Below are 12,720 nucleotides of genomic sequence, written 5' to 3'. Positions count from 1 at the left end.
GGCGATCATCCGAAACGAACACCCTTCTACGGGGCGTGTTTGATGATCCTTGCGTTCCTGTCGATTTGGCCGGCTGCGACGGTCGATGAATTGTGGCTGAGCATTTGCTTGTACGTCTTTGCCGTCGTCGCCGGATTGGCAGGCTGCCTGATGACGTTTCGCGACTATTCGTTCTGAAGTGATGGCTCGAGCGACCTGCGAGTGCGCTTTCGCTCGTACATCGCTTTGTCCGCGGAATTCCACGCGCCCGCAAATCCGTCGGTCATCGAATACTGGGCGTGGCCGATCGACGCCAAGACTTCGGCTCGGTCGAGCGCCACGGACAGTCGTTCGACCAACTCCGCCGCGGCAACAGGATCTGCGTTCGGCACGATGATGCCGAACTCATCGCCGCCGACTCGGGCAATGATGTCGGTATCCCGCAACTGCTCACCGAGCGTCTTCGCTGCCCGTCGCAGATAGTCGTCGCCTGCCGGATGCCCCAGCGTGTCGTTGACCGACTTCAACCCGTCGAGGTCGATACAGATGATCGCGCACGAGTCACCGAAGCGCTGGTACCGCCGCTCTTCCCTGTCGAGCACTACGTCCCACGCTGCTCGGTTCATCAGTCCGGTGAGGCCGTCCGTCGCTGCTCGCTGCTCGGCGACCTCCAATTCGCGATGGAGTGCGGTCTTTTCGAGATCCGATTCGATGATCGTCGACAACAACCTTGCCAACAATTCGACCAGCGGTCCGTGCCGGATGAAATCCGCCGGCTGCGCCGTGGGGGCGAAAGCACACAGCGTGCCAAAGAGATGTCCGTCGGAGGTGATCAACGGATAGCCGATATACGCGGCGACGCGTCCGCCGTCGGCCTCTGTTACTGCAAAGTAAGCAGGCACTTCGCGCACGTCAGGAGCGACATGAGGTTCGCCCTCGATCATGTATTTGCACAGTGCGGCGTCCCACGGAACCGATATTCCCGCCGGTATCGGCCCGAATCCGGTGCCGTTGACAGTCAAATACGTCTGCCGATTGTCGACGACGCGAGTAACCGTCCACAGCCCCATTGGAACGGCATCACGAAGAAAGTCGAGAATCGTCTCGCTCGCAAGATCGAACCGCGCCGCCAGCGGTGGTGGATGGGCCACCGATATGTCATCCACGGCTTGTCCTCCCGGATCCACTTTCCGAACGTCTACGGTATCTCGATATTGCGGGTGACCATTACCGAACGCTCGATAGCGTTCACTCGGCGACTACCTATGCGCTGGGAGGGTGAATCCGTGGTTGCCGAGTCTGTTGGTGGCGTGGATGATGCCGTCGCGGAGTAGTTCGTAGGACCAGAATTTCGCGGTTTTGAGTTGGTGGTGACCCAGGCACAAACAGTGCAGGTTCGCGAGGATGGTCCACCCGCCAGCTTCGGGATGCGCTTTCAGGTACGCGACGAGGTGATCAAGCTGGCAATCCGCGGCCGGGACCGCGCACCCGGGGTGGCGGCAGGTGCCGTCACGTAACCGAACGACAGCAGCAAGCAACGCACTGGGTTGGTAGGTGAGGGCGCCGGGTGGTGGTTCGGTGAAACCACCATGACCGTCCGGGAACTCGGGTTGCGCCAGACTGGGGTTGGCGTGGTAGCGGTCGAGGAGGGTGTTCAACTCGGTGCTACGGCTCGTCGTTTGGTGGCGGCGGCCGGGTGGGAACACCATTCCCGGATCGAACGGTGGTGTCTTCACAACCACCGTCCCCGCCGTGCCGGTCAGACCCGCGGACGGTGCCGCAGGTGACCACAGATCACGGCGCCGCACGAGGTGTTGAGGATCCTCGGTGAGGAGACGCTCGAATTCGGCGGTGGTCTCACACGCGGAAACCGGATCGTGCTTGTTGTAGTGCGCCTTCGCCCAGCTGATCATCGCTTGCCACGTCGCGTCCTGGGCCAGGTCACGCAGCGTTTGCGGGTCGATCGCACCGTAGCCGGCGAGGTAGCCGGGGTTCTTCCCGAGCCCGAGGAGGGTGTCGAGGCTGCACATCAGCTGCAACCGGATATCGGGGCGCACATCGTTACCGGTGTCGTCTGCCCGGCCGCAGCCGCATTCGCAGGCGAGTGTGGTGCAGCCCCGCAGGATCGCCAGGTAGGCGTCGACCCGCAACTGTTGCGGATCCCGCGGATCCTGCACACACACTGTGCCCACCATCTCGTTGATGAGGGCGGTGACTTCGGCGGCTTCAGCCGCAGACAGGGTGGCGGACACATCCGCCATCCCATGCGCCCGCCGACGCGTACACACCCGACGTGCTGCACGGCCACGCTCTGTGCTGCGTTCGGTGGCATCGGGGTCGGTTTCGAGGAGCAGCCGGTCGATTTCTTCTCCCAACGCCCGCGTCGCCAACCGTTGCGCGGCGCTGACGATCTGCCCTTCGATGAGCCGGGTGACTTCTGCGGGTGCACCTGCGGTGTGCGTCAGGATGGTGCGGATCTTCGCCAAGGGGATCAGCCCGGCCTCGAATGCGTCCGCTACGTAGGGGAATCGTTCGAGGGTGAAGCTGATCCGCACCCATTCCGACACCGCGTGATACGTCGTCGACAAGGTGAGCGCGATTTCTGCGATCGCGGACCGACCTGCCATATCGGTGTCGAACCGGGCATCCAGTCCGGCAGCCCGATAGGTGGTTCGTGACTCGAAGAACGTCTTGGTCAATGCGAGCCGACGGGCATCCGCGGCGTTCGCAGCCCGGGAGATGTCGACGAGGTCACCGAGCATCGACTGCTCTACCTCCAACACCCCCGTATCGCTCATGTGTTCGAGTATACCCGGAACCACCGACATCCGCCACCAGCACTATTTCCCAAATAGCCTCTCCACAAACGGAATTGCGTCGGCCTGCGATTGCACGAACGTCCCGCTGTGATCCGTCGGGTAGGTCTTGAACGTGACCGGTTGCCCGTTCGCCGCAAGCCGCGCGGCGAAAGCGGTCGCAAGCGGTGCAGGCACATCGGTGTCGGTGAGGCCCTGCCCGATGAACAGCGGCCGGTTGTACCCGGTCTCCGGCAGCGCCATGTAATCCGTCAGAGTTGCCTGAAAGTTCGGGACGTCGCGGAGCGGCTTGTTGACCGCGTCGCCTAGCACGACCCCACGGACGACATCTTCGGTTTCGTTGGTACACAACGTTTCTGCGAGGTCGACGTACTTGCGACCGAGCGGCGTCAGGTACGAGTTCACGTTCAACTCCGGGTGTGCCGCACGAAAGCCGGCGAGAATGTCGAAGACGTACGACGTGATCCCCGCAGGCAGTGCGACCGGCGGGACGCCGGGGCCGAGCGGCAACAGGGTGTCTTCGATGTAGGCAGGCACACCTGTTCCCACCGCTCCGCGGAAATCCAGTGCGGGACCGCCATATTCGGAGGCATGCGCAGCCGTCGCCACCGCTGCGCCGCCGCCTTGCGACTGCCCGATCGCGACCCACCGATTCGACAACGTGGGCGTCACCGCTCGAGCCGCCTTGACCATGTCGACAACGCTGTGAGCTTCGACCTTGCTGTCGAGATACGGGTGAACGCCGGGCGTCCCGAGTCCGACGTAGTCGCTCGCGGTGATCGCATAGCCGCGGGCCAGCCAGTTCCCCAGATAGGGCCGATCACGACCGGCGAGTGCCGGTCCGACGCGCGACGGCGCACAGTCGTCCGCAAGCCCGGAAGTGCCGTGCGCCCAACCGATTACCGGCCAGCCGCCCGCCGGCGGTGTTCCCTCCGGTAGGTAGAACGCGCCGCTGGACAGGGCAGGCCTCCCGTCGGATCCGACCGACCAATACGTCACCCGCTTCGCGCTGCCGGTGCTCGGAAACCACAGTGCCGCAGGTAGATCGCTGACGTCGACGACGGTCCCGGGCGCGTTGTCGGCAGGCGCCGCAGACGCGATGGGCGCGGCAACCACGACGCTACCGGCAAGAGCGATGGCCGCGATCCACCGAATCAGTGCGCTGTTCACGAAGTCTCCTCGATTCTGGTTTCACCGGTTTGCCTACGTGAGTTGAAAGTCCGCTCGGTCAGGTCGAAGGATCCGTCCGATCGCACACGCAGGACGGTACTCGCGCGGGTGCCGTAGAACCGGGTCCGCACGAACAGCGGCGACAGTTGCTTCTCGCGTCGCACGCCGACGCCGGTGTTCGGCAGGTCGGCGCGCGGAGCCGGATCTGTGCTGTGGAGCAATTCGAAGTAGGACTCCACGTCGGCGTCCGGCGCACCCGAGTCCTCGCTCACCGCGGCCGCGAGCGCAGCCTTGCCCGCCGTCACCTTCGGCCACGGGGTGTCCAACTGCGCATTCGACAGGCCGTGGATACCGGGTTCGACCGCAACCCCTGCACCGTCGAATCTGTTGGAGACCCAAAACAACTCGTCCAGATCGGATGCCAGCAGGTTGAACCCGGCGAAGTCGTCGCCGTCGGCCGCCGCCGCGTACGCCTGCGGTGTCGCCGTCGAGTCGAGGAACCCGGTCGGGAGCGCACCACGCGACTGCGGCGGCGTGCCCTCGGCCTTGCCGTCTCGAACATTGGTCACCGCCGCGAATCGACCGGACGCTGTAACCCCGAGCCACGTACCGCCACTGGTCAGATCGCGCCCGCCCACAATCCCCGACCCGTCGTCCCACCGATGGATTGGCTTCGTTGGCCGCCGGTAGAACTCGTCCCGGTTGGCCGCGACGATCAGCGGACAGGTCGGGTGCACCTTCCACGCGATCAGCAGCAGGCACATACGACGAGCCTAATCACGCCGGGTGCGCAACCCGGCTTGACGTGGTTCCCGCGCGGGCGTACCGTCCTGAACATGTTCACTGAACACGTTCATTCAAGTCGAAGTCGACAGCGTGAAGAGACACGGGCTCGCATCGTCGACGCAGCGCAGCGGATGTTCATGACTGACGGCTTCCAGGCCACTACTGTCCGCAAGATTGCGGAGGCCGCAGGTGTGAGCGTCGGAAGCGTGATGGCTGTCGGAGACAAGGATTCGCTGCTGCTCATGGCGTTCGATCGATGGATCGGCGCAGTACACGAGTCACGCGCTGCTGCAGGCGCCGTGCCCGTCGACGACCCCGTGCGCAATGTCGGTGACGTGGTGCAGCCCTTTTTGGACCTGTTCGCGTCGAACGCCGGGCTTGCCCGCGAACACGGAGCCATCCTCGCTCGCGGGACCCACCGGACCGCCGTGTTCGGCAACTTGGCAACAACACTGATCGACGAGTTCGAACAGGTCGCCCGGGCCGCGGGTCGAGGCGCAAAAGCCCCTGCTGCCGCTCGTGCCCTCTACTACGGCTATCTCGGCCTGCTACGTGCGGCGGCCGTCGAGGGTGCTGATCCACGCGTCGTTCGGTCCGGACTCGAGGACATCGCCGCAACTGTCCTGCGGTTGGACTGACGAGGGGTCGGTCCAACGGAAGTGCCAACCCAATTCAACGAACATGAGGAGTCGTCATGAAGGTCGTCGTAGCGGGCGCCGGTTACGCGGGAACCATCGCGGCGAACCGGCTCGCGAAGAAGCTGGCCGACGCCGACATAACCGTGGTGAACCCGCGCGTCAACTTTGTCGAGCGCGTGAGGTTGCACCAGCAAATCGCAGGAACCGGCTCTGCCGCAACACCATTGACCGAGATGCTGCGTGAGGACATCGCTGTGCACGTCGGGTCGGTCGACAAGATCGGCGACGGCACCGTGGGCCTCGACGACGGCACCAGCATCGGTTTCGACTACCTGGTCGTGGCTGTCGGAAGTACGGTCACACCGCTGCCCGGCACCGTGCCGGTCGGGACTTTCGAGGGTGCCGAACGCGCCCGAACCGCGTTGGCCGGCCTACCTGCCGGCGCGGTGGTGACCGTCATCGGTGGCGGATTGACGGGCATCGAGACAGCCGCCGAAGTCGCAGAAGCTCGGCCGGACCTGCAGGTACGGGTCGTCGGTCAAACGATCAGCGCAACCCTGTCGGCGGGCGCGCAGCGCCGAGTGCGAACGGACCTTGAATCGATGAAGGTGCAGGTCAACGAGGATATGGTCAGCGAGATGCGCTCCACACATGCAGGCAATGAGGGCACGGTCGTACTCGCGTCTGGAGAAGAATTCCATTCGGATCTGACGCTGTGGGCGATCATCGCGAGCGTGCCGGCACTCGTCGCATCCAGCGGAATGGCCGTCGATCCGGACGGCCGTGCGGTGGTCGACGAACACCTCCGCAGCGTGACCGATCCCCGCGTCTTCGTCGTCGGTGACTGCGCCAGTGTTCCCGGCGCGCGATTCGCCTGCGCAACGGCTACCCCGCAAGGCGCGCACGCAGCAGCCACGCTGATCCGGTTGGCGAAAGGACGCAAGATCAAGCCGTTCTCGATGGGCTATGCGGGCCAGGCGGTGAGCCTCGGACGCAGAAACGGTCTGGTGCTGGCGTGCCGCCGCGACGACACACCACGGCGGTTGTTCATCGCAGGCCGGGTCGGTTCGATCAGCAAGGAAACCATCAACCGCTACGCAAAGTACGGTTCTCGTACCGCCAACTACGCATGGCTTCCGGGCTCGAAGTAATGGCCGCTCCCACCCAGGTCAGCTAACCGCGACAGCGGACGACAGCCCACGCAATCGACGTGCAAGGCCGCTGCAAGAGGGCCACGTCATTGTTCTCCCATGAACTTTTCTGCAAGCGCAACAGTCCCCGCGGTCGAGGCAGACGGCCTGATCAAGGTCTTCGGCAAACAGCGCGCCGTCGACGGCGTCAGCCTCACCGTTCCGCAAGGCGCCGTCTACGGCGTCCTCGGCCCCAACGGAGCCGGCAAGACAACCACCATCAAGATGCTCGCGACCCTGCTCAATCCCGACGGCGGCAGCGCCCGCATCTTCGGTCACGACGTGGTCCACGAGCCCAACGCGGTCCGCTCGCTCGTCGGCGTCACCGGCCAGTACGCCTCGGTCGACGAAGACATGTCCGCCACCGAGAACCTCATCATCTTCTCCCGCCTGCTCGGCCTCAGCCGTGCCGATTCCCGGCGTCGCGCTGCCGACCTGCTCGAAGAATTCGATCTCACCGAGGCTGCCAGCAAGCCGCTGAAGAACTTCTCGGGCGGCATGCGACGCAGGCTCGACCTGGCGGCAAGCCTCATCGCGACCCCGCCGCTGCTGTTCCTCGACGAGCCGACCACCGGTCTCGATCCGCGCACCCGCGCCCAGATGTGGGAAACCATCCGACGACTGGTCCGCGAGGGCGCCACGGTGCTGCTCACCACGCAGTACCTGGACGAAGCCGATCAGCTCGCCGACCGGATCGCCGTCATCGACCGTGGCAAGCTGGTCGCCGACGGCACCTCCGACGAGTTGAAGGCTTCGGTCGGCAACTCGTCGCTGCACCTCACCCTGCAGGACCGCACTCAGATCGACGATGCCCGACGCATCGTCAGCGAGGCACTCCGTGTCGACGCCGCCGTCACGCCGGAAGCAGCGCGACTCACGGTCCCCCTCGCCGATCCGAGCGCCACTCCCGAGATCTTGATTCGGTTGCGTGACAACGGAATTGCGGTCGACGAGATCGCAGTCCAGAAGCCCAGCCTCGACGAGGTCTTCCTCACCATCACCGGCCACTCAGCCGAAGATGCAACCGACAACGATTCAGAGCGGAGCGTCGCATGACAACCACACTCGCAAGCCCCCCGGACAACAATTCGACACTGACGAGCCGAGCGCCCGTCATCACGCCGCAGGCGCAAAAGATCACGCTGCGCCAGACTTTCGCCAACTCGATGACAATGGCTTACCGCGGCATTCTCAAGATCAAGCATAACCCCGAACAGCTGATCGACGTCACCGTGCAGCCGATTCTGTTCACGCTGATGTTCACCTACATCTTCGGTGGTGCCATCTCCGGCAACGTCTCGGCCTACTTGCCCGTCATCATTCCCGGCATTCTGGTCCAGACCGTCATCACCACGTCCATGGTCACCGGCACCCAGCTTCGTGAGGACATGGACAAGGGCGTGTTCGACCGGTTCAAATCCCTTCCGATCGCGCGAATTTCGGCTCTCGCCGGCGCATTGACGGCAGACATGGTCCGTTACTTCGTCGCCACCACGCTCACGCTCGTGATGGGCATCATCATGGGCTGGCGTCCCGAAGGCGGTGTGTTCGGCGTCCTCGCTGCCGCGGTCCTCGTGATCGTCTGCGCCTTCGCCACCAGCTGGATCTGGGCGCTGATGGGCGTTCTCGCCAGCAAAGCGTCTACGGTGCAGGGCTATTCGATGCTGATCATGTTCCCGCTGACGTTCATGTCCAGCGCGTTCGTGCCGATCAACACGATGCCCGGCTGGATGCAAGCGTTCGTCAAGGTCAACCCGGTCACGCACATCATCGGTGCGGTTCGCGATCTCGCGAACCACGGTCACATCGGCGCCGACTTCGGTTGGTCGCTGCTCGGCTCCGCGATCCTGGTCGCGGTCTTGGCCCCGCTCACCGTGAAGATGTACATGCGAAAGGCGTAGTCGCCCTGCTAGATCGAGGCGAGCAGCTCCGCATGTGCTGCTTCACGCGTTATCGATGCCGTCCGCTCCAACTCTCGATCGACCACCGAGTCGCCGAGAACGGAGCGGGCGGCATCGAGGTGTCTGTCGAGTCGCATCGCCGGGTAGTCCTGCCGCGCTCGACACCGAACAGCCAAGGCGAGCAACCGCGCGCCCAGCTCGAGGGCCGTGCCCGTGGCGATCAGGTAGCTGCCGACAGCGGTACCGACACAACCCATTTGGGGAACATCTCGGAACTGACTCAACCGTGAAACAGCGATCTCCCTGATCTGCGGGACCGTCTCGACGACGAGTTCGGGCTGCCCGTAGAGCACGTGCGCACAGATGACGGCACTTGCCACCATCGTTTCGTACGGACCTGGGGCGATTCCCGATTCCGGCCAGCCTGCGACCGTCAACGCCGTTCGGTATCGACTCAGCCCGCCTTCGATGTCGCCTTCCGCCAGATCTGCTTCTGCGAGACCACTGCTCAGCGCAGCAAGGCGCTGGCTGCTTTCCTCCGGCCACATGCTCGCATCGTTGTCTTCACGTCGCACCGGGACGGATTCCAATCCGTAGAGCGCAGCAAGCTGACGCCGACCCTCGTCGATTCGGCCACAGCCGATCAGTGCGGCACTCATGTACGCGAGGCTCTGCGTGCTTTCCTCGTAGGCATGCAGCGTCGCCAGGGCATCGGCTGACTCTCGGTAGTAGACAACGGATTCGGCGTATCGGGCGGTCTGCGCGTAGACACTGCCGAGATGCTGGCAGATCATCGCAAGACCGTACAGATCGTCCATCTTTCTGATCACGTCGAGCGCACGAAGTGCATCGCGAATCGACCCGTCGATGTCGCCGCTGTTCTCGCGCAGGTTGGCGCGGTTCGACAGCGCCGAGCCGCGTGTCCACGGATCGTCGGATCGAATGGCGACCGCGAGTTTCCGTGCGACGCCCGCACCGTTGAGCGGGCCGAGAATCAGCGATGCCTGCAATCGCATGGCGGAACTGATGTCGTCACGATCGCGCAGCAGCGGCCGAAGTCGGGCACGTGCGATCGCGATCAATCGAACATCGCCACCGAGCACCATGTGCATCCCGGCCAAGAGGTACGCCATCACCAAGAGATCGCCTGGAACGCGGTCCTGGACGTCTCGCGCATCGATGTCGAGGATCTTCGGCGCCCAGTTGAACACCTCGGAGTGCGCACCCCGAATCACCCACAGCAGGCCGACCAGCGGGAACGTCGTATAGGCCGTCGCCGCATCACGACGCGCAACGGCGTAGCGCAGGACAGCCAGCATGTTGTCGTGCTCCGCCTCCACCGCGTGGACGGTGGCGACCTGGTGCTCGTTGCGGAAATCGGCGGCGGCAGCAGCGGCGAATCCCCTTGCCCAACAACACATGCGGGCCGTGACTTCGTTCGCCTCCGCGCTGTCCAGTTGTTCCTCGCCGAACTCACGCACCGTCTCGAGCATGTGATAACGCAACCCGACAGGCTCGTCGTTCTCGGTCACCGCGACCATCGATTGATTGACCAGCCCGTCCAGTGCCGACGCCACGTCGGTGACTTCGCCCCATTCGGCAACCTGCTCCGCCGCCGACAGGCTGAAACCTGCAGGGAACCGACACAGCCGTTGCAGGACGATCTGCTGTTGCTCGTCGAGCAGGTTCCAACTCCAGTCGATCACGGCGTGCAGGGTCCGATGTCGTTGCGGCGACGTGGGATCACCGCTGCGCAGCAACACGAATCGGTCGGCCAGCCTGGTGTTGATCTCTTCGACACTCATCGTGCGAACGCGGGCGGCCGCGAGCTCGATCGCCAACGGAAGCCCGTCCAGTGTCCGGCACAGCCGCGCAACTTCCACCGGATCGAGGCGCGCCGACGGTCGAACGGCCTTGGCTCTGGCCCGGAACAAGTCGGTAGCGGGCGAGCCGGCCTCGTCGATCACCAACGGGGGCAACGGATATACCGATTCCGCGGTGATAGACATCGGTGCCCTGCTCGTCGCGAGGACCACCAATCGGTCGCTGGCAGAGACCAGATCGGCAACCACCTCGGCCACGTCGCCGATCACATGCTCACAGTTGTCCAGGATCAGCAGAGTTGCACGCGCAGACAGCGCTTCACGCAATCGTTCACGCGCAGAATGCAATCGGGTCCGGCCGAGGCCGGGCGTCAGGTCCACTTCGCTGACGCCGAGGGTGCCGCTGATCGCGGCGACCACGTCTTCGCCACTGCGCAACGACGCCAGCTCCACCAACGCGACCGGCATCGAGTGTGCCGCCCGTGCGCCCACCTCGTGCACGATCCGCGTCTTGCCGGTGCCGCCAGGCCCGAGCACAGTGGTGACGCGAGCGGCGCGCAGCTGATCTTCGATGGCGGCGATGTCGGCTTCACGGCCGAGAAGCGTGTTCGGGGCGGCGCGGAGCCCGATCGCGTTGGGCAATCGCGAGCCGGTATCGCGTGGCGGTTCGATCGCATCGCCGCGCAGGATCGCGGTGTTCAGCTCGACCAGCGCCTGCCCGGGATCGGTGCCGAGCTGATCGGCGAGCCGCGCCCGCAGGCCACCGAAGACGTCGAGTGCGTCGTTGGACCGGCCCAACCCGACCAAAACCTGCATCAATTGCAGATGCGCCGCTTCGTCGAGACGAGCACGCCCGGCCATCGCACGCGCTCGCGGTAGGGCGCCGGCAAAGTCGCCGATTGCTGTACGAGCGGCCACCTCGACCGTGTCGAGAGCACTCTGCCTCGCCGCCGCTTCGCCACCGAGTTCGCGCGCCAGGACGCCGTCGGGCAGATCGGCGCCGGGCTCGCCGCGCCACAGGGCGCGGGCTTCCTCGACGGCGGCGACCGCGGCCTTGTCGTCGCCCTCGGCATGAGATTGCTGCGCGCGTTGCTCCAGCAGCCTGGCGAGGGTGAGATCGACCTGGTTCTTGTCGAGTGCGAGACGATAACCCGACGGCCCCATTTCGACGGCACCGTCGGGCAGCGCGGCGCGGAGTCGAGACACCTGGGTGTGGAGCGCGTTCATCGGTGATCGGGGCGGGTCGTCGCCCCAGATCTCGTCGATCAGGGCCTGTGCGCTGCGACTACGCCCTGGATGACCGGCGAGCGCCACCAACAGGCTGCGTGCGCGAGCACCCGGCAACGGGACCAGTTCGCCGTCCCGGCGCGTGGAAACCTCGCCGAGCAGGGCGACCACCACCGAGGCGCCTGCGGGCGTCGACAGCTGGGTCGCGCTCTTGTCTGGATGCACTGATATCCGATCGTATTCGAGGTGCTTCACACCTCGCGAGTCCATTGTTCCCTCACATGGAAAGATCGCTGCCATGGCCACAGCTGCTGAATGGATCGAAGGGGCTCGACCCCGCACTCTGCCGAACGCCATTGCCCCGGTGCTCGCGGGAACCGGCGCGGCCGCATCGCTTTCCGGCGGCGTGTGGTGGAAGGCGTTGCTGGCACTGGTGGTCTCGCTGGCGTTGATCGTGGGTGTGAACTTCGCCAACGACTACTCCGACGGCATTCGCGGCACCGACGATGTGCGCGTCGGGCCGCTGCGGTTGGTCGGCTCGAAGGTGGCGTCGCCGAAGGCCGTGAAAACGGCGGCGATGACGGCGTTCGGTATCGCGGCGGTCGCCGGAATCGTGCTTGCGCTCACGTCGGCGTGGTGGCTGATCCTGGTCGGCGCGATCTGCATCGCAGGCGCCTGGTACTACACCGGCGGCAAGAATCCGTACGGCTACAGCGGATTCGGTGAGATCGCGGTGTTCGTGTTCTTCGGGTTGATCGCGGTGCTCGGAACCCAGTACGTGCAAGCCGATCGCATCGACTGGGCCGGTCTAGTCACTGCGATCGCGGTCGGCTGCTTCTCCAGTGCCGTACTGGTAGCGAACAACCTGCGCGACATCCCCACCGACACTGAGTCCGGAAAACACACCCTTGCGGTGCGCCTCGGCGATGCGCGGACCCGCACGCTGCACCTGGCGTTGCTGATCGTGCCGCTGGTCGTGAGTTTGGCGCTGGTCGTGCGGACGCCGCTGGCGCTGCTCGGACTGCTTGCCGCGCCGCTGATCTGGCGCGCGAACGCGCCGGTCCGCGGCGGCAAACACGGCCTGGAACTGATCCCCGCACTGCGTGATTCAGGGATTGCGATGCTGATCTGGGCCGCGCTCACCGGCCTCGCGTTGGGCTTGGCGTAGGCCGGTGAGCGACGGGTGTACA

Annotated in this window: 10 protein-coding genes; 5 read left to right on the top strand and 5 right to left on the bottom strand. The window is 64.9% G+C overall.

The window, feature by feature from the left end; all coding sequences use genetic code 11:
- Positions 1 to 164: 164 nt before the first annotated feature.
- The 4 genes from FOY51_RS21510 to FOY51_RS21495 all read right to left on the bottom strand — a co-directional run bounded on the left by FOY51_RS21510 (position 165) and on the right by FOY51_RS21495 (position 4,729).
- Positions 165 to 1,145, bottom strand: a complete 981-nt coding sequence (locus FOY51_RS21510) for a GGDEF domain-containing protein (protein WP_149432322.1) — start codon at positions 1,143 to 1,145, stop codon at positions 165 to 167.
- Positions 1,146 to 1,238: 93 nt separating this feature from the next.
- Entirely contained in the window at positions 1,239 to 2,777 is a 1,539-nt protein-coding gene (locus tag FOY51_RS21505) for an HNH endonuclease signature motif containing protein (RefSeq protein ID WP_187776419.1), read from the bottom strand.
- A 42-nt stretch (positions 2,778 to 2,819) separates the two neighbouring features.
- Complete coding sequence (locus FOY51_RS21500) at positions 2,820 to 3,965, bottom strand: lipase family protein (RefSeq protein WP_371830478.1); 1,146 nt, start codon at positions 3,963 to 3,965, stop codon at positions 2,820 to 2,822.
- Entirely contained in the window at positions 3,962 to 4,729 is a 768-nt protein-coding gene (locus FOY51_RS21495) for an NRDE family protein (RefSeq protein WP_149432320.1), read from the bottom strand. The genes FOY51_RS21500 and FOY51_RS21495 overlap by 4 nt, the downstream gene beginning before the upstream one ends.
- On the opposite strand from FOY51_RS21495, the gene FOY51_RS21490 reads away from it, so the two are divergent.
- From FOY51_RS21490 to FOY51_RS21475, 4 genes are all read left to right on the top strand, one after another.
- Positions 4,628 to 5,389: a TetR/AcrR family transcriptional regulator gene (locus FOY51_RS21490; protein WP_149432319.1), complete on the top strand. Its 762-nt coding sequence runs from the start codon at positions 4,628 to 4,630 to the stop codon at positions 5,387 to 5,389. The genes FOY51_RS21495 and FOY51_RS21490 overlap by 102 nt on opposite strands.
- 56 nt (positions 5,390 to 5,445) lie before the next feature.
- Complete coding sequence (locus tag FOY51_RS21485) at positions 5,446 to 6,540, top strand: NAD(P)/FAD-dependent oxidoreductase (protein ID WP_149432318.1); 1,095 nt, start codon at positions 5,446 to 5,448, stop codon at positions 6,538 to 6,540.
- A 99-nt stretch (positions 6,541 to 6,639) separates the two neighbouring features.
- Positions 6,640 to 7,635 (top strand): ATP-binding cassette domain-containing protein, encoded by a 996-nt coding sequence (locus FOY51_RS21480; protein WP_149432317.1) that lies wholly within the window; start codon positions 6,640 to 6,642, stop codon positions 7,633 to 7,635.
- Positions 7,632 to 8,480 carry an ABC transporter permease gene (locus tag FOY51_RS21475; protein ID WP_149432316.1) on the top strand — a complete coding sequence of 283 codons (849 nt, stop codon included), beginning with the start codon at positions 7,632 to 7,634 and terminating at the stop codon, positions 8,478 to 8,480. Before FOY51_RS21480 ends, FOY51_RS21475 begins: the two co-directional genes overlap by 4 nt.
- An 8-nt stretch (positions 8,481 to 8,488) precedes the next feature.
- Here the strand turns inward: FOY51_RS21475 and FOY51_RS21470 are convergent, their stop codons facing one another.
- Positions 8,489 to 11,755 carry an ATP-binding protein gene (locus FOY51_RS21470; RefSeq protein WP_235916607.1) on the bottom strand — a complete coding sequence of 1,089 codons (3,267 nt, stop codon included), beginning with the start codon at positions 11,753 to 11,755 and terminating at the stop codon, positions 8,489 to 8,491.
- 73 nt (positions 11,756 to 11,828) lie between these two features.
- Between FOY51_RS21470 and FOY51_RS21465 the strand changes: the two genes are divergently transcribed.
- On the top strand, positions 11,829 to 12,698 hold the full coding sequence (locus tag FOY51_RS21465; RefSeq protein WP_149432314.1) for a 1,4-dihydroxy-2-naphthoate polyprenyltransferase: 870 nt from the start codon (positions 11,829 to 11,831) through the stop codon (positions 12,696 to 12,698).
- The last annotated feature ends 22 nt before the right edge of the window (positions 12,699 to 12,720 follow it).

It is taken from the genome of Antrihabitans cavernicola, assembly GCF_008297975.1.
Lineage (GTDB): Bacteria > Actinomycetota > Actinomycetes > Mycobacteriales > Mycobacteriaceae > Antrihabitans > Antrihabitans cavernicola.
Note: the sequence above shows the minus strand (reverse complement) of the source record. Positions and strands in the feature narration are given on the sequence as shown.